At 52.7% G+C, this 17,354-nt stretch carries 16 protein-coding genes; 7 read left to right on the top strand and 9 right to left on the bottom strand.

Annotated features, from left to right (window positions below; translation table 11 throughout):
• Positions 1-22: 22 nt before the first annotated feature.
• Positions 23-922 carry a DMT family transporter gene (locus HVE01_RS00875; RefSeq protein ID WP_422822476.1) on the top strand — a complete coding sequence of 300 codons (900 nt, stop codon included), beginning with the start codon at positions 23-25 and terminating at the stop codon, positions 920-922.
• A 4-nt stretch (positions 923-926) separates the two neighbouring features.
• On the opposite strand, the gene mtgA is transcribed toward HVE01_RS00875, so the two are convergent.
• From mtgA to HVE01_RS00860, 3 genes are all read right to left on the bottom strand, one after another.
• Positions 927-1,643 (bottom strand): monofunctional biosynthetic peptidoglycan transglycosylase, encoded by a 717-nt coding sequence (mtgA, locus tag HVE01_RS00870; protein WP_146941864.1) that lies wholly within the window; start codon positions 1,641-1,643, stop codon positions 927-929.
• A gap of 10 nt (positions 1,644-1,653) precedes the next feature.
• A complete protein-coding gene (gene fghA, locus HVE01_RS00865; protein WP_125750816.1) occupies positions 1,654-2,508 on the bottom strand; it encodes an S-formylglutathione hydrolase in 855 nt (284 codons plus the stop codon).
• A 75-nt stretch (positions 2,509-2,583) separates the two neighbouring features.
• Positions 2,584-3,693, bottom strand: a complete 1,110-nt coding sequence (locus tag HVE01_RS00860) for an S-(hydroxymethyl)glutathione dehydrogenase/class III alcohol dehydrogenase (protein ID WP_125750819.1) — start codon at positions 3,691-3,693, stop codon at positions 2,584-2,586.
• A 172-nt stretch (positions 3,694-3,865) separates the two neighbouring features.
• On the opposite strand from HVE01_RS00860, the gene HVE01_RS00855 reads away from it, so the two are divergent.
• Positions 3,866-4,762 carry a LysR family transcriptional regulator gene (locus HVE01_RS00855; RefSeq protein WP_125750822.1) on the top strand — a complete coding sequence of 299 codons (897 nt, stop codon included), beginning with the start codon at positions 3,866-3,868 and terminating at the stop codon, positions 4,760-4,762.
• Here the strand turns inward: HVE01_RS00855 and HVE01_RS00850 are convergent.
• Positions 4,759-6,126 carry an L-serine ammonia-lyase gene (locus HVE01_RS00850; RefSeq protein WP_146941862.1) on the bottom strand — a complete coding sequence of 456 codons (1,368 nt, stop codon included), beginning with the start codon at positions 6,124-6,126 and terminating at the stop codon, positions 4,759-4,761. The two genes, HVE01_RS00855 and HVE01_RS00850, sit on opposite strands and share 4 nt — an antisense overlap.
• Before the next feature lie 215 nt (positions 6,127-6,341).
• Here HVE01_RS00850 and HVE01_RS00845 point away from each other — a divergent pair, with 215 nt between their 5' ends.
• Together HVE01_RS00845 and HVE01_RS00840 are read left to right on the top strand one after the other, a co-directional pair.
• Positions 6,342-6,992, top strand: coding sequence for a hypothetical protein (locus HVE01_RS00845; protein ID WP_125750827.1), 651 nt, complete (start codon positions 6,342-6,344; stop codon positions 6,990-6,992).
• 183 nt (positions 6,993-7,175) lie between these two features.
• Complete coding sequence (locus HVE01_RS00840) at positions 7,176-8,747, top strand: AbgT family transporter (protein WP_125750830.1); 1,572 nt, start codon at positions 7,176-7,178, stop codon at positions 8,745-8,747.
• 137 nt (positions 8,748-8,884) lie between these two features.
• Here the strand turns inward: HVE01_RS00840 and rpoD are convergent, their stop codons facing one another.
• From rpoD to rpsU, 3 genes are all read right to left on the bottom strand, one after another.
• On the bottom strand, positions 8,885-10,741 hold the full coding sequence (gene rpoD, locus HVE01_RS00835) for an RNA polymerase sigma factor RpoD (protein ID WP_125750833.1): 1,857 nt from the start codon (positions 10,739-10,741) through the stop codon (positions 8,885-8,887).
• A 254-nt stretch (positions 10,742-10,995) separates the two neighbouring features.
• A complete protein-coding gene (gene dnaG / locus HVE01_RS00830) occupies positions 10,996-12,900 on the bottom strand; it encodes a DNA primase (RefSeq protein WP_146941860.1) in 1,905 nt (634 codons plus the stop codon).
• 177 nt (positions 12,901-13,077) lie between these two features.
• Positions 13,078-13,293: a 30S ribosomal protein S21 gene (gene rpsU / locus HVE01_RS00825; RefSeq protein WP_008956349.1), complete on the bottom strand. Its 216-nt coding sequence runs from the start codon at positions 13,291-13,293 to the stop codon at positions 13,078-13,080.
• A gap of 222 nt (positions 13,294-13,515) precedes the next feature.
• Between rpsU and tsaD the strand changes: the two genes are divergently transcribed.
• Positions 13,516-14,556, top strand: a complete 1,041-nt coding sequence (tsaD, locus tag HVE01_RS00820) for a tRNA (adenosine(37)-N6)-threonylcarbamoyltransferase complex transferase subunit TsaD (RefSeq protein ID WP_146941858.1) — start codon at positions 13,516-13,518, stop codon at positions 14,554-14,556.
• A 30-nt stretch (positions 14,557-14,586) separates the two neighbouring features.
• Here tsaD and plsY read toward each other — a convergent pair whose 3' ends face one another.
• Positions 14,587-15,156, bottom strand: a complete 570-nt coding sequence (plsY, locus tag HVE01_RS00815; RefSeq protein WP_146942135.1) for a glycerol-3-phosphate 1-O-acyltransferase PlsY — start codon at positions 15,154-15,156, stop codon at positions 14,587-14,589.
• Positions 15,157-15,261: 105 nt separating this feature from the next.
• Between plsY and folB the strand changes: the two genes are divergently transcribed.
• On the top strand, positions 15,262-15,618 hold the full coding sequence (gene folB, locus HVE01_RS00810) for a dihydroneopterin aldolase (protein ID WP_125750842.1): 357 nt from the start codon (positions 15,262-15,264) through the stop codon (positions 15,616-15,618).
• The gene (folK, locus tag HVE01_RS00805; protein WP_146941856.1) at positions 15,615-16,160 is read left to right on the top strand and encodes a 2-amino-4-hydroxy-6-hydroxymethyldihydropteridine diphosphokinase; all 546 of its coding nucleotides are present in this window, start codon (positions 15,615-15,617) and stop codon (positions 16,158-16,160) included. The genes folB and folK overlap by 4 nt, the downstream gene beginning before the upstream one ends.
• A gap of 34 nt (positions 16,161-16,194) precedes the next feature.
• Here folK and HVE01_RS00800 read toward each other — a convergent pair whose 3' ends face one another.
• Positions 16,195-17,331: a tRNA nucleotidyltransferase/poly(A) polymerase-related protein gene (locus tag HVE01_RS00800; RefSeq protein ID WP_146941854.1), complete on the bottom strand. Its 1,137-nt coding sequence runs from the start codon at positions 17,329-17,331 to the stop codon at positions 16,195-16,197.
• Between the last annotated feature and the right edge of the window lie 23 nt (positions 17,332-17,354).

Genomic DNA, 17,354 nt, shown 5'->3' with positions numbered 1-17,354 from the left:
CAATAGTTTAAAAAATGTAAACATGGCTTCTTTAGGCCTTGCCGCCATGCCAGGATTATTTGTTTTGCTCTGGAGCACGGGGTTCATTGGCGCAAAATTTGGTCTGCCCTACGCAGAACCTTTTACCTTTTTGTTTGTTCGTTTCGTGCTCACTCTTATGCTGCTTGTGCCACTGACGTGGCTAATGCGCATTGCATGGCCTTCATCGCCAGCACTGTGGCTGCATATAGGCGTTTCAGGACTTTTGGTACACGGCACGTATTTAGGTGGGGTTTTTTACGGTATCTACTTAGGCATGCCTGCTGGACTGGCAGCGCTATTGGTGGGCCTACAGCCACTACTAACAGCAGCCTGTGCGGGCCCCCTTCTGGGAGAGCGCTTAACCTCCCGCCAGTGGCTGGGGCTGCTGCTTGGCCTAGTGGGTATCTGTCTAGTATTGGGCAGCAAGCTAGAGTTCGGCACCTCACTTTTTGCTGGATTTGGCCTAGGCGCACTGGTTAGCGTAATGGCCGCGCTAGTGGGGATTTCACTGGGGACACTTTATCAAAAACGCTACTGCACCAGCATGCCACTGCTTTCCGGGGCGGTTATTCAATATATAGCGGCAGGCATGCTGCTAGGCATGGGAGCACTGCTGTTTGAAACCCGCCAGGTCGAATGGAGCATAACGTTCTTGCTCACTCTTGGCTGGCTAGTGCTTATTCTGTCTATCGCCGCCATCCTGCTATTAATGATGCTGATTAAAAAGGGCGAAGCATCCCGCGTTGCCAGTCTGTTTTATCTGGTGCCACCGGTGACTGCGCTACAAGCATGGTGGCTGTTCGACGAACGCTTACCCCTGCTCGGACTGGCAGGTATGGTCATTGCCATTGCGGGGGTGGTCATGGTGGTACGCAAACCTAGCCTCACAAAAGAGACTTAAAGCACTACAAGCGCTCCAAGTACCTGACACCACCTAGATTACGCATTTGCTGAAGAATCCACTGGCTGCGGCGCTCTACCTGGGCATCCGGGCGTGATGCGCTGCGGGTACGCGGACTCGGAAGAATCGCCGCGAGCAGGCTTGCTTGCCGTTCGGTCAAGGCACTGCCAGAAGCACCAAAATAGTGCCCTGCCGCGGCTTCTAGCCCAAATACTCCGGTATCCCACTCAGCGACGTTTAAATACACTTCCAGTATGCGCTGTTTGCTCCACAGCGTTTCAATCAGCAGTGTAAACCATACTTCTAGCCCCTTTCGGGCCCAGCTACGGTCGCTCCATAAAAAAACATTTTTGGCGGTTTGCTGACTGAGCGTGCTGGCCCCTCGCAACCGCTCACCATCGAGACTAGCCTTCAGGGCGCGCTTCAACTCAACTAAATCAAACCCACTATGCTGAGGAAAGCGCTGGTCTTCAGCCGCTATCACCGCCAACTTGGCATTGCTGGATAGGTGTTCCCAGCTTCTCCATTGGCGTTGAATATCAATAGGCTCGCTGTTTATCCAGCTTTGTATTTTGCGCTCTACCATGACCATTGAGCCAGGAGGTGGCACAAACCGGAAGAGTAAAACCAGTGCAGTTGAGAAGACAACAAAAGCCAGCGCGCCACGCCAAGCAAGACGCCATATCAAACCAAGAAAACGGCGCAACGCGCGATTAAGCATTTCGATATCCTTAGCGCTTCATGAGGTGTTCTGCATGATAGCGCAAATGCTCCTCAATGAACGAGGCGATAAAGAAGTAGCTATGGTCGTAACCTGGCTGGCGGCGCAATGTCAGTGGGTGATCATGCTCTTCACACACCGCTTCCAAACGCTCTGGCATCAGTTGCTCATCCAGGAACTGGTCGGCCTCACCTTGATCGATAAATAACCGCTGTCGGGAAGCGCCATTCGCAACCAGCTCACAAGCATCATACTGGCGCCAACGCGACTGGTCGTCACCCAAATAGCTGGTAAACGCATTTTGCCCCCAAGGACAGTTCATGGGGTTAACAATAGGCGCAAACGCAGAAACCGAACGGAACCGACCGGGGTGACGCAATGCCATGATTAGCGCGCCGTGGCCGCCCATGGAGTGACCACTGATCGACTCACGCCCATTAACAGGGAAATGCTGACGCACGACCGAAGGCAGCTCTTCAATCACGTAGTCATACATGCGGTAATTCGATTTCCAGGGAGCTTGGGTAGCATTCACATAAAAACCAGCGCCTGACCCTAGATCATAACTTTCATGCTCACCGGGTAGCTCAGTGCCGCGTGGGCTGGTATCGGGGCAAACAATCGCCACTCCTAGTTCCGCAGCAATACGGTGCGCCCCCGCTTTCTGCATAAAGTTTTCATCATTACAGGTTAGACCTGATAACCACCAAAGTAGCGGTACGCGCTCGCTCTCTGCTTGAGGAGGCAGATAAACCGCGAACACCATGTCGCAATCCAGCGCCCGGGAGTAGTGGCGGTAGCGCTTGTGCCAGCCACCAAAACTGCGATTGGCAGACACTAGTTCTAAGGTTTCACTCATGCTCATGGGCAGGCTCCTTCAAAAGATGAAAACGCGGCGGGTTTCCCCTACCGCGCTCATTTACCCTATTACCAATGATACTCAGTAATGCAACACGGTACGAATGCTCTTACCTGCATGAAGCAAATCAAAGGCTTCATTAATTTGCTCGAATGGCATGTCGTGGGTAATAAAGTCGTCGATATTCAACTCACCATTCATATAGCGCTCGACGTAACCCGGTAACTCACTGCGTCCTTTTACACCGCCAAACGCAGAGCCTTTCCAAACACGCCCGGTGACCAGTTGGAATGGGCGCGTTGAGATCTCTTCGCCCGCCCCCGCGACGCCAATAACAATCGACTCTCCCCAGCCTTTATGACAGCACTCTAGAGCCGAACGCATCACGTTAACATTGCCGATACACTCAAAGGAGTAATCAACACCACCGTCGGTCATATCGACGATGACCTGCTGAATCGGGTCGCTATAGTCTTTTGGATTGACGAAGTCTGTAGCGCCAAACTGCTTGGCTAATTCAAATTTATCGGGGTTCACGTCGATGGCAATAATCTTTGAAGCTTTTGCCATTACCCCGCCTTGGATGACCGCCAAACCAATCGCGCCCAACCCAAAAACGGCGATAGTGGAGCCTGGCTCTACTTTTGCCGTATTCAGTACCGCACCAATACCAGTTGTAACGCCGCAGCCCAAGAGGCAGATTTTATCCATCGGCGCTTCTTTGGAGACCACCGCAAGCGATACCTCCGGCAACACGGTGTACTCGCTGAAAGTCGACGTGCCCATGTAGTGATGCAGCATTTTGCCATCTAGTGAAAAGCGCGAGGTGCCATCAGGCATCACACCTTTACCTTGCGTAGCGCGCACGCTACCGCATAGATTTGTTTTACCGGATAGGCAGAATTTGCATTTGCCGCACTCGGCGGTGTATAGCGGAATAACATGGTCACCTGGCTTAACGCTGGTCACTCCCTCGCCAACTTCCTGTACCACGCCAGCGCCTTCGTGGCCCAATACCGCTGGGAAATTACCTTCAGGGTCAGCGCCCGAGAGGGTATAAGCATCGGTATGGCATACGCTCGTCGCAGCCATCTTCACCAACACCTCACCCGCTTTCGGACCTTCCACATCGATTTCAACTAATTCCAGCGGTTTGCCCGCTTCGAGTGCTACAGCAGCGCGTGATTTCATCTATGCATCTCCTTAACGGTCACATAAGAGTGAATACTGTTTTGCCGGATTCGTTTTAATCGAACCCGATTGAATGGCTGCAGTGTAGGCCAGCTAGGCGAGTGGGATAAAGCGGGATACACTCACAAGATTATTGCCATAGAGCAACAATCACCAATTAATAAGGACAGCCGTGCAGCGTTGGGATCGTATCGAGGCATTCGTTGAGGTGGTAAGGCTGGGCACATTCTCAGCAGCCGCACGCCATTTAAAGGTGTCGACATCGCATATTAGTCGCTTAGTGAGCCAGCTAGAAAATCAGTTGGGGGTACAGCTTTTGTACCGCACCACACGACAAATTCGTTTAACCGATGCTGGAGCCATCTACGTTGAGCACTGTCGCCACCTTTTTGATGGCCTGCGCGATGCAGAGCAAGCGGTCAGCGAACTTCAGGCAAATCCACGTGGGCTGCTGAAACTGACGTCAGCAACAACATTTGGCGAGCGCTATATCGCGCCACTGGTGAATGATTTTCAGTGTCTGCACCCACAGCTTGAAGTACATATGCACTTCACTAATCGCCCTGTAGAAGTTATTGAAGAGGGCTACGATATCGCCATTCGCATGGGGGTACTCAAAGACTCTAGCTTGATTGCGCGGCGATTATGCGAACGGCAGGAGTATGTTGTCGGATCCCGGGCTTACTTCCGTCAAGCACCCAGGCCACATACCTTATCGGAACTTAGCCAACACCGTTGTCTGATGGGTTCGCGGCCGAACTGGTTGTTTGAAGTCAACGGTCAGCGCCGCGAAGTTAAAGTGGAAGGCTGTTGGAGCGGCAATTCAGGTCCTGCTCTACTGGACGCCGCGCTTAAAGGGCTAGGGCTTGCTCAACTGCCGGATTACTACGTTGCCCCTTATCTAGCCAGTGGCGAACTGGTGTCCGTATTGGAACCTTTCCAACACAACGATACGGCGGTTTGGGCGGTATACCCCCGTCACCGCCACCTATCACCTAAAATCCGTCAGCTCGTCGATTACTTAGTGGCCAATATTGACGCAACGCTGCCACCTTGCCCGACTCACTAACACTCAATGGCGTTAACAGCCAAACCACCCTTTGACGTCTCTTTGTATTTATCTTGCATATCTCGGCCGGTGTCACGCATGGTGCGAATCACTTTATCCAACGATACAAAATGATCACCATCACCATGCAGCGCCATACGTGCAGCATTGATCGCCTTTACCGAGGCAATGGCATTACGCTCGATACACGGCACTTGTACCAACCCCGCCACAGGGTCACAAGTAAGGCCAAGATTATGCTCTAAACCAATTTCAGCCGCGTTTTCTACCTGTTTTGGCGAGCCGCCCAGCACTTCTGCAAGCCCCGCTGCGGCCATCGCACAAGCAGAACCAACTTCTCCCTGGCAGCCAACTTCCGCACCAGAAATAGACGCATTCTTTTTGCACAAAATACCCATCGCCCCCGCGGCCAGCAAGAAGTCCACTATGTCGTCGTCACAGGCATCTGGCTCAAATTTCAAATAGTACGCCAGCACAGCAGGCACAATACCGGCAGCACCATTCGTTGGTGCAGTAACCATCCGTTTACCCGCAGCGTTCTCTTCATTCACAGCCAACGCAAACAAATTGACCCAGTCCATTACAGTAAAACTTGAGACAATTAAGCGTTGATTCTGCGGTGGTGAAAGCAACTGTTGGTGCAAGCCATGGGCACGTCGGCGAACATTTAACCCTCCGGGCAAGTGCCCTGTCGCTTTTAAGCCATTTTCAATACTGCTGCGCATGGCTTGCCAAATCGTCAGTAGCTCTGTGCGAATCACCTCTTCACTGCGCCATGCTTTTTCGTTTTCAAACATTAACTCACTGATACGCAAGCTATTTGTTTGACAGAGCGCCAACAGCTCATTTGCCGTTTCAAACGGGTAAGGTAGCGCGGTTTTATCTTCGTCTAACCCACCCTGGTCGGCGCAGGCTTGATCGACATAAAAGCCACCGCCCAGGGAGTAATAAGTATTTGTCGCAATAACCGTATCGTGCTGATAAGCCGTCAACACCATAGCGTTCGGGTGAAATGGCAAGCAATGGTCGTCCCATTCAATATCTTGGGTACGATTAAATGGTAGCGCTTGCCCATTGGGCAGCATTAACAGAGCGCCTTCATCCAGCGCACGTAGCCGCTCAGTAATGGTGTCGGGATCAATTGACTCAGGCGCTTCCCCCATCAAGCCCATGATGACCGCGCTATCAGTACCATGCCCGATGCCGGTAGACGCTAACGAACCGTGAAGCCTGACCACAACGCGCGTCAGCGACGGTGAAGTAATTGCTTGGCTAAAATCGCACGCCGCGCGCATAGGCCCAACCGTATGAGAGCTTGATGGGCCAATCCCAATTCTAAAGAGATCAAAAACGCTTATTGCCATTGTGTTGTCTGCCCTTCATCGGTAGTGGGTGATTACCTCTTAACGTTGATTACCTCTTAACCTAGCTACTTTGCAGCCTTAATCCATCATTAGTCGAGCAGCTCCCATTAAGTTCAACGTGCGAGCACAGAAGTGTGGCGATATAATGAACATTCTTGTATGCATGTTTCTAAACTTCTCTCTTATAACGTCATCTCTCCGAAAAGGATGTTGGTATGTCATCTTCCCCACCGCAGTGGCCACTCAGTTTTGGATACACGCTTCTGCGCGCAACGCTTTATATGTTTTTTATCGCTGGTATCGCCCAGGGCGGATATTTTGAAGCTCTCTACCTACCCGATGTGCGCTATACCGAACTAGGCTTTACAGAGTTCGCTCAAACTCTGGTGCTGGCCAGCTGCTGTGGCTTACTCATCTACGTGCGCCAAGTACTCAAGGTATGGCCTACTGTTACGCTACTATTGTTGGCGTTTGTGGCTGCGTCACTGGTACGCGAACAGGATTACTTTTTTGATTACTACGTTGCAGAAAATACTTGGAAAGTGCTGGTAGCACTCATTGTCATCCCTAGCCTTACCTGGGTGGTCGTGCAGCGAGGTCGATTTATTGAGGAATTCTCTCATTATAGCAACACCTTCGCATTTGGGCTGTTCACAGCCGGTGTTCTCGTCACCTACATTTTTTCCCGCCTATATGGTCGCCAAGACTTCTGGCGAGCCGTCATGCAAGACACTTATATTCGCGAATTCAAAGATGTCGCGGAAGAAGCCATTGAGCTTTTAGGCTACAGCCTGATTCTATTTGCCATGATTGAGCTTCTGCTGATTGCTCGGCGTATTTACAAAGCGCGACAAGTCGCACGCTAATCCTCTCATCTCCCGCTAGCAGCCCTTCTCTATCGCCGTCTTACGCTCTGCATAGGCGGCATTCATTTTTTACATCTCGTTATACACAAAGCCATTTGCGACCCTGTTGGCTTCAACGTAGTGTCGTCCCCCCGATTCATGGGCATTTTTTCTGAAAAACAACCTACTGACGACACAAACCTTATGACAAACTCACAAAATCGCCAAGAAACCCTAAAGCGAGGTGCATTTACTCGTTTTCTTGATAGCGTTGAGTGGCTGGGTAATCTACTCCCACACCCTGTTACTCTTTTCGCTATTTTATGTGTGCTGGTAGTGGTCGCCAGCGGCATCGCCGGTGCATTAGGGGTATCTGTTGCTGACCCTCGCCCTGCTAACGAAGGTGAATGGATAGCGGTTAATTCACTGCTCAATGCCGAAGGTCTGCGCCGTTTAGTCACTGAAATGGTGACCAACTTCACTAACTTTGCACCGCTGGGCACAGTACTGGTAGCCATGCTGGGAGTCGGCGTTGCTGAGCACTCAGGACTGCTTTCAGCCAGTATGCGTGCGCTGGTTCTCAATCGCTCGCCGCGTATTGTCACCTATGCAGTGGTGTTTGCCGGCATCATGTCGAACATGGCGGCTGAGCTTGGCTATGTCGTATTAATTCCTTTAGCGGCCATGATTTTCCACTCATTAGGACGCCATCCATTGGCGGGCCTAGCGGCTGCGTTCTGCGGTGTTTCTGGAGGCTACAGCGCTAACTTACTGATCGGTACTGTTGACCCACTGCTATCGGGCATCACCCAGGAAGCAGCGCGTCTGCTTGACCCCGCTTACATTGTGGGCGCAGAAGCTAACTGGTTCTTTATGTTTGCCAGTACGTTCTTTGTCACGCTTATTGGTGGCTTTGTTACTGAGCAAATCGTAGAACCCAAGCTGGGTAAATTCGATTCTGCCTATGCTAATAGCGACATTGAAAACCAGCGCATGGAAGGGCTATCCGACTCAGAGAAGCACGCCTTAAAAGGGACTGGACTTGCGACATTAGCATTAGCCGCTCTGGTCGCGGTCATGGTTGTGCCCGAAAGCGGCATATTGCGTAACCCCGAAACAGGACTAATTAGCGGCTCGCCCTTTTTGCGTGGCATTGTGGTAATTGTCGCGGTGTCCTTCACCGTGCTGGGGTTTGTCTATGGCCGTCTAGCAGGCACCATGCAAAACGATCGCGATATTGTCAACGCTATGGCGAAAAGCATGAGCAGCCTCGGTCTCTATATCGTTCTGGTCTTTTTTGCGGCGCAGTTTGTAGCGCTATTTAGCTGGAGCAACTTTGGCACCGTAACAGCCGTTGCCGGTGCCGATCTACTGCAATCTATAGGGCTACGCGGCCCGGGCCTATTCGCGCTGTTTATTATTATGTGTGCGTTCGTCAACCTATCACTAGGCAGCGCCTCAGCACAGTGGGCGGTAACAGCTCCCATCTTTGTACCGATGCTAATGCTGATGGGCTACGCCCCTGAAGTAATTCAGGCGGCATACCGAATCGGCGACTCAGTGACTAACTTAATTACGCCTATGATGAGCTACTTTGGCTTGATTCTTGCCGTGGCAACCCGCTACCGCAAAGATATGGGCATTGGTACGCTGGTGGCGGTTATGCTGCCCTACACGCTATTTATGCTGATTGGCTGGAGCCTGATGTTCTTTATTTGGGTATTCGTTTTTGGCTTGCCTGTCGGCCCAGGGTCAGCCACGCATTACACGCTATAGCCCTTTTGTTATATAACGCTCATGGCATAACGCAAAAAGCCCGCCGTTCTATGAACGGCGGGCTTTTTGTTTATGGTGACGACTATCAGCTCACCACTTTCTATTTACCACATACCACTTACTACACAGCCTACAAATCACTCATCAAGGAACGAGCGCAGCGGCTCAGAGCGGCTGGGGTGGCGTAGTTTGCGCAACGCCTTTGCTTCGATCTGACGAATCCGCTCGCGAGTAACGTCGAACTGCTTACCCACTTCTTCTAGCGTGTGGTCGGTATTCATATCGATACCGAAACGCATGCGTAGCACTTTCGCTTCACGTGCGGTTAAGCCGCCAAGAACGTTACGCGTCGCTTCAATCAAGCCTTCACCGGTGGCCATATCAATCGGCAACAGCATTGTGCCGTCTTCAATGAAGTCACCTAAGTGCGAATCGTCATCATCACCAATCGGCGTCTCCATAGAGATCGGCTCTTTGGCAATTTTTAGCACCTTGCGCACTTTGTCTTCCGGCATTTCCAAACGTTCGCCCAGCTCTTCCGGCGTTGGCTCGCGGCCCATTTCCTGCAGCATCTGGCGAGAAACACGGTTGAGCTTATTGATCGTTTCGATCATGTGCACCGGAATACGGATGGTGCGTGCTTGGTCAGCGATAGAACGCGTAATCGCCTGACGAATCCACCATGTGGCATAGGTCGAGAACTTGTAACCGCGACGATATTCGAATTTATCAACCGCTTTCATCAAGCCAATATTGCCTTCTTGAATTAGATCCAAGAACTGCAGGCCACGGTTGGTATATTTCTTAGCAATCGAAATTACCAAACGCAGGTTAGCCTCAACCATCTCTTTCTTGGCACGACGTGCTTTCGCTTCGCCGATAGAGAGTTTACGGTTAACTTCTTTGAGGTCGGCCACGGTGAGCTGCACCATGTCTTCTTCAAAGGCAATTTTGCGCTGCGAACGAGCAATATCGGCGCGCAGTGGCTCAAGGCGATCAGCATACTTGGGCTGAGCCTCCTGGAAGATGTCTAACCATGCTGGATTAGACTCGTACCCAGGGAACGACTTAATGAAGGTTTTGCGCGGTACTTTGGCTTTCTTCACGCACAGCTGCATAACCGCTTTTTCTTGGGCACGCACCTGCTCAACGCTAATACGCACTTGACCAACCAGACGCTCAAAATGCTTCGGCACCAGCTTAATAGGCGAAAATAGCTCGGCTAAACGCGATTGCTCACTTTTAAGCTCAGCGCTACCACGCCCATATTTCGCCAACGCAGCTTCAACAGCGACATTCTGCTCACGGATTTGCTCGAAACGTGCTTTCGCTTCTTCCGGATCAGGGCCGCCTTCGCTGGCTGTGCTGTCCTCGTCTTCGTCGTCATCGTCGCTGTCGAGATCGTCATCATCGCTCAGCTCGGTTTCCGGCTCAGGCTCAGGCACTTCAGCTTCTGCAACGCCAGGAATTCCCTCATCGGGATCGATAAAGCCAGAGAACAGATCGGACAAGCGCCCAGGCGCTTCTTCATCCTGTGTGGCGTCATAGGCATCTAGGATAGAGGCAACAGCGCCTGGCAAATATGCCAACGCTGACATTACTTCCCGCGTACCCTCTTCTATCCGCTTGGCGATTTCGATCTCACCTTCGCGGGTTAGAAGTTCAACCGTTCCCATCTCGCGCATGTACATGCGCACAGGATCGGTAGTGCGACCGACGTCGCTTTCCACGGCGGCGAGTGCCGCGACGGCCTCTTCCGCAGCGGACTCGTCCGTGGAGTGATCCGACATCATCAAAGTGTCTTCATCTGGCGCTTCTTCAACGACACTAATACCCATGTCGTTAATCATGCCAATGATGTCTTCCACTTGATCCGGGTCGGCGATATCCTCGGGTAGATGGTCGTTGACCTCGGCATAGGTCAGGTAGCCCTGTTCCTTGCCGCGCGCGATCAACTCCTTCAGACGTGACTGCTGCTGCGCATTTCCAGCCATAGAAACCCTATCTCGACGAAGAAGAATGAAACACCTGGGGCGCTGAATCGATTAAACTCAACAAGCCGAACAGTATAGCGTAAATAGCAGGAATTTTTCCAGCGAAACGTATTTGCGCGGTCATTCAGGTGTGTTAGGTTGTTCGGTTAGGCCAGCGCCTGGCGACTGACCCTTTATTTGGTGCCAACGTTAGGGAAATTCAACCCTAGCGCCTCAAACTCTAATCATTGCAAAGCAAACACTGTAAAGCCGACTTAATGTCGTTGAACAAGCTCCATCATTAAGCTGGCCAACCGTTGCCGCTGCGCTTTATCTAGCTTTTGCCCAGAACGCTCTAAATCCAGCAACGCCTGGTACTCTTCCTGAGGTGATCGCTTGCGCTGAACCTCTACTAGATGTTCAACCAACCCTGTCAGCTCAGTCTCCCGGGTTCCCTTGGGAATCAATAACTCTCGTGACGCCAGCTCCGCCAAGACTTGCCCTTCTTGGCTCCCCTGAAAGTGCGCCAACACCACTTGCGGGCTGCGATAACGCCCTGCGCGTAACAACTCAATCAAGTTACGGCATAGCAATGATTCTTCACTCTCCGGCAGCCAATCCAGGGAATCTGGCAGCGATGTTACTAAACCAGGCTCATGCAACAGTAGCTGCGCAATACGCGCAACGGTTGAAAGCACTTGCGGGCGACGCGATTGAGAGCGCCCCTGCTGGGCCTTTTTACTAGCTGGCTGCGCGCTGACCAGTTGCTCCTCATGATGTTCAAACGGCATCATGTCGGGCGACTCAATCGGCTCCCAGTGCACGGCCTCCTGCGAAGACGCTTTCTGTGCCTCTTTTTGCGCACTGGCGGTCGCGCGTTTCTCAAGCAGCGTTTTCAGCTGCGATTGCGCCAACCCACTGCGCTTAGCCAACGCTTCCAACAGTAACGATTTGAGCATGCCCTCAGGCACTTTGTTCAATGCCTCAAGCACCTGACTTGCAAACCGCTCTCGCCCTTCCACGGTATTCAAGTCTCGTCCCTGAGCAGCCTGCTCAAAAAGAAACTCAGATAGCGGCATCGCGCAGGTAACGCGATCTTGAAATGCGTCGCTACCTTCACGGCGCACTAGCGTATCTGGGTCATCGCCTTCCGGCAGAAACAAAAAGCGTGCTTCACGACCGTCAATCATCTGCGGCAAGGCTGTTTCCAATGCCCGGCTGGCCGCTTGGCGTCCTGCTCGGTCACCGTCAAAACAAAACACCACACGGCTGACTAAACGAAATAGTCGGCTTAGGTGATCTTCCGTTGTAGCCGTCCCCAAGGTTGCGACGGCGTTGTTGATGCCGTACTGCGCTAGCGCCACAACATCCATGTATCCTTCAACAATGACGAGCTGCTCAAGCTTGCTTGAAGCTTGGCGAGCCTCGTACAGCCCGTACAGCTCACGTCCTTTGTGAAAGACAGGCGTTTCTGGCGAATTTAGATATTTAGGCTGCTCATCGCCCATTACCCGGCCGCCAAACGCGATGGTCCGCCCTCTTAGATCCCGAATGGGAAACATCACTCGGTCACGAAAGCGGTCATACGTCCGCCCTGTGTCTTCACGGTGAATTAGCAAGCCATACTCTACTTGTACAGGCTCACCAATACCTCGCGCACTCAAGTGCTGCTTCAGGGCTTCCCATCCGCCAGGCGCATAACCAATACCATAAGTACTGACAACATCTGGCGATAATCCACGCCCCTGCAGATAACGCTGCGCTCCCTGCCCTTCCTGCATTTTTAGCCGTTCTCGATAAAAACTGGCAGCAAGTTCAAGAAGATTAACGCCCTCTTTGCGCTTTTTTTCGCGCTGCTGGGCGCGCGGATCGTCGGCACCCTCACGAGGAACATCCAGCCCCAAACGGCTAGCCAACTGCTCGACCGCATCAGGAAAGGGTAGTTTGTCGTATTCCATTAGAAAGCGTAGCGCATTACCGTGGGCACCACACCCAAAGCAGTGATAAAACTGTTTATCACTGCTTACCGTAAACGATGGGGTTTTCTCTTGATGGAAAGGACATAGCCCAGAATAGTTACGCCCGGCCTTTTTAAGCTGCACACGCTCACCAACCACCTCGACCACATCAACGCGGCCTAACAGGTCATCGATAAAACGTTGTGGAATTTGGCCTGCCATGAACTGCGGGCATCCTCGCGCAAAGCGCTAATTCACTTGCCTAGGGTCATCGGGCCTGTTGCCAAATCACCGTAGACAGCGATAAATCAAAGCAAAAACAAACGGCCACCTAGTGGCGGCCGCTTGACATCCCTCTTGAGATGACCAGCTAACTGCTCCGGCCCCCTCGGGTACGGATCAATAGAGCCGTTCGAAACGCTTTTGCTCACGCTGGACTTTCTTGGCGTGGCGTTTTACGGCAGCTGCCGCTTTGCGTTTACGCTCAGCAGTCGGCTTCTCATAGTGCTCGCGGCGGCGTACTTCAGAAAGAACACCGGCTTTTTCGCAAGAACGCTTGAAGCGACGCAGGGCGACGTCAAACGGCTCGTTATCACGTACTTTTACAGAAGGCATTAAGCACTCACCTACCTTAAGGAGTCTTGAGTTCGGATAGTACGTACACTTTTAATAACACAGTGTACGACCCAGTTTTTACAGCGCACAGTAGTCTAGTCGTGGTTGGCTATCTTTGCAAATGCTTACGCGCTATAAGCATGAGAATGCTAAACTAGGCGACTGCTTAGCAGCACTGCTTGCTAACCTGCAACTTTTTAACTTACAACGAGTTCTTCAGCCATGCGCGTACTGGGCATTGAAACGTCTTGCGATGAAACGGGCGTCGCGATTTATGATACTTCATATACTGGAGGCCGCGGCCTGCTCGCCGACGCGCTGTATAGTCAAATTGCCATGCATGCCGAGTATGGCGGCGTGGTGCCTGAACTCGCGTCTCGTGACCATACACGTAAACTGTTGCCGCTGATCGAGCAAGTATTGCACGATGCAGAACTGACGCGTCGCGATCTAGACGGCATTGCCTACACGGCTGGCCCGGGGTTAGTCGGCGCACTCATGGTGGGCGCCAGCACGGCGCATGGTATGGCACGCGCGTTGAATATCCCGGTACTGGGCGTACACCACATGGAAGGCCATTTGTTAGCCCCAATGCTGGAAGATGATGCTCCGGATTTCCCTTTCGTAGCCCTGCTGGTCTCTGGCGGACACACCCAGCTCGTCGAAGTACAGGCCTTAGGAAACTACCAATTGCTCGGTGAGTCCGTTGATGATGCCGCAGGTGAGGCCTTCGACAAAGCGGCCAAAATGCTAGGACTCGCCTACCCCGGCGGCCCTCACGTTGCTAAGCTTGCTGAACAGGGCAACCCAAAACGCTTCCGTTTCCCACGGCCGATGACCGACCGCCCAGGCCTAGACTTCAGTTTTTCTGGCTTGAAAACTCACACGCTGACCGCTATTCGCCAATTAGAAGCTGCTGGAGAGCTAGACACCCAGGCCAAGGCTGATGTGGCGAGGGCATTTGAAGAGGCCGTAGTAGACACCCTGGTTATCAAATGTCGCCGCGCACTGGATCAGACCGGATTGAAGCGCTTAGTGGTAGCAGGTGGCGTCAGTGCCAATCATCGCCTGCGGGAGCGCCTCGCGATTGAAACACAGAAACGCAACGCACAATCCTATTACCCTCGCGGGCGCTTCTGCACCGATAATGGCGCGATGATCGCTTATGTGGGCGCCCAACGCCTGGCAGCAGGCGAGCAGGATGATAACGGCATTATGAGGGCTACGCCACGCTGGCCACTGGACACCTTAACGCCTACTTAACACCTCTAGCTCCTACACCGATAGCCCCTGCTAGCCGCGTAGATGCGGCTCTTCTCCGCGGCGCAGGCGGCGAATATTTAACCCATGGCGAGCTAGCACTAAAAGGCTAAAACCACTAACGACCACCACATAGTCAGGTGCTAGCCACGCGCAGGCCAGCGGTGCGACGAATGCACTAACAAGCGACGCTGCCGCTGCCATGCGTAGCCGCCAAGCAAGCAGCATCCAGCATACCGCACTAAGCAGCGCCACGCTGGGCACCAATATCAGCAACACGCCAAACGCACTGGAAACCGATTTACCGCCGCGAAAGCCATGCCATAAGGGGTAGCTGTGGCCCAACAGAACCGCTAACCCCACAGCTCCCTGTAGCCAAACAGGCAGCCCTAACAATTTGGCTGCCAACACTGCAGGCGCCCCTTTTAAGGCATCTAGCAAAAGCGTGGCGACGGCTAGACGCGGCCCGTATAGGCGCAGCACGTTCGAAAATCCTGGGTTACGCGAGCCGCAATATCGCGGATCAGGTACACCTGCCAGCCGGCATACGCTCAGCGCTGCTAACCAGCTTCCGCTTAAGTAGCCCACCACCATCCATATCACTCCGCCCACCATCTTGGCTCCTACCCAGCGTTAGATCTTACCTAGCTGTCGTTTCGCGCTATCCTCAAGTACAATCCCTCGCTTGTTGACGCTAGAGGAATAGCTGTGGATCGCATTTTGATCGAAGCGCTGGCAGTAGATACCGTGATCGGTGTGTACGACTGGGAGCGCACTATTGTTCAGTCTTTGAGCTTGGACTTATCGCTCGCAACGGATATTCGTCCTGCTGCCGCTGCAGATGACTTAAGCCTGACGCTTGATTATGCAGCCATTTGCCAGCGAATTCAGCGCTTTGCTGACGAGCACCACTTTGCTCTCGTCGAGACATTTGCCGAGCGCCTAGCAGAGTGCCTACAGCAGGAGTTTTCCATTATCTGGTTGCGACTTACCGTACGCAAACCAGGGGCTGTTCCACAAGCCGCTAGCGTCGGTCTTGAAATCATCCGCGGCACGCTTCCATGAACTTGGTTACTCTCAGTTTAGGCAGCAATATCGATCCGGACACTCATATCCGCCTATGCCTAGATGCGCTTGAAGACACATTTGGTCCCCTCCAAATATCGCGTATTTTTGAAAGCGAGCCGGTAGGGTTTAGCGATAATCGCAACTTTTACAACCTTGTGGTTGCCTTTGATAGCGATTGGTCGGTGGGCAAGCTTCAGGCGTGGTCTAAGCAACTCGAAATTGCCCATGGCCGCACTCCCGATATGGTTAAGTGTAGTTCTCGAGCGCTGGATATTGACCTACTCACAGTGGGCGGCATTTGCGGCACCGTTGACGGCGTTACCCTGCCCCGAGGGGAAATCACGCACAATGCCTTCGTTCTGCAACCGCTGGCCGAACTGCTACCCGACCAGTACCACCCCATCTATGGCTTATCTTATGCTGCGCTATGGCAACGCTTTGAGCTGGGTAATCAACGCTTATGGGCCATCGACTTTCATTGGCGTGGGCGCTGGATTTCTCAGGCAGACGCTGTGCCAAAGGCGGTGTCCGCTCGCTAAACAAAGCCCATAACCAACCAGCCCTTAGTGCCTATTAATAAAGCGCACTTGCTACGGCCTGTTGGCGGTGCTCACGGAGCGCCTTACCTAAAGCTGCACCGCGATAGCCCGCTTTCAATAGCACTTGAGGGTCAACGCTTTGTGCAGCTTGCCACGCCCGACTCAACGGTTCGACCGTACTCTCTGCTAAGCGCTTAATCAGCTGTAACTGGGCATCAACCTGCGCAGGCTTACGCCAACCATCCAAACGCTCCAGCCAGTGAAGAACACATTCGTCACTTAATGGCTCGGCCAATATGCCCTTACTTAACGCCACATGACGCGCAAGCTGCGTTACGGCATTAGGCAATCGTAACCTTATCGCCAGCACATCACGCTGTGCATCATTCAGTACCGACACCAACAACGCATAACGCCAGTGAGCCAGCGGAAGCGAGCTGTCGATAGCCAGCTGTGCGATCGTCTCAAGGGTCATCGCTTCAAGCGCATTTGCCAGCACAAGGTCATCGGTTAGCTCTGGCCACCACGCCGCCAGCGCCTCGCACTCATTTAAGGCGGTGAAGTAACGGTCAGGGTTTGGTTCACCCAGGGCTTTTTCGGTTTCTATCCACACTCGCTCCGCAGCAAGGTGGCTAAGCTCACCGCTGCGGCTTACATCGCGCATTAGCTCAAGGGTTTCAGGCGCAATAGCAAACCCTAAATGCGCATAACGGGCAAGAAAGCGTGCCGTACGAAGCACCCGTAAGGGATCTTCACTAAATGCCGAGGACACATGGCGTAATAGACGCTGCTCAATATCCCGCTGACCGTTAAAGGGGTCGGTCAACGCGCCATCAAAGCGCTGTGCAATCGCGTTGATGGTTAAATCACGCCTTGAAAGGTCTTCTTCTAGGGTCACATCAGGACTTGCGTGTACTTCAAAGCCGCTATAACCGTGGCCAGACTTTCTTTCAGTGCGTGCTAGCGCATACTCTTCGGCGGTATCAGGATGCAGAAATACCGGAAAATCACGCCCCACGGGCTTAAACCCCCGCTGCTGCATGACTTCTGGCGTAGCACCAACGACGACCCAATCATTATCCACTACCGGCCAGCCTAACAGCGCATCGCGCACTGCCCCACCAACACGATAAACATCGAGCCCTTTGGTTTTCGCATCCACCTGAAACACGGCTATCGCCCTTTTTTCAATGT

The sequence above is a fragment of the Vreelandella venusta genome, assembly GCF_007989605.1.
GTDB lineage: Bacteria > Pseudomonadota > Gammaproteobacteria > Pseudomonadales > Halomonadaceae > Vreelandella > Vreelandella venusta.
Note: the sequence above shows the minus strand (reverse complement) of the source record. Positions and strands in the feature narration are given on the sequence as shown.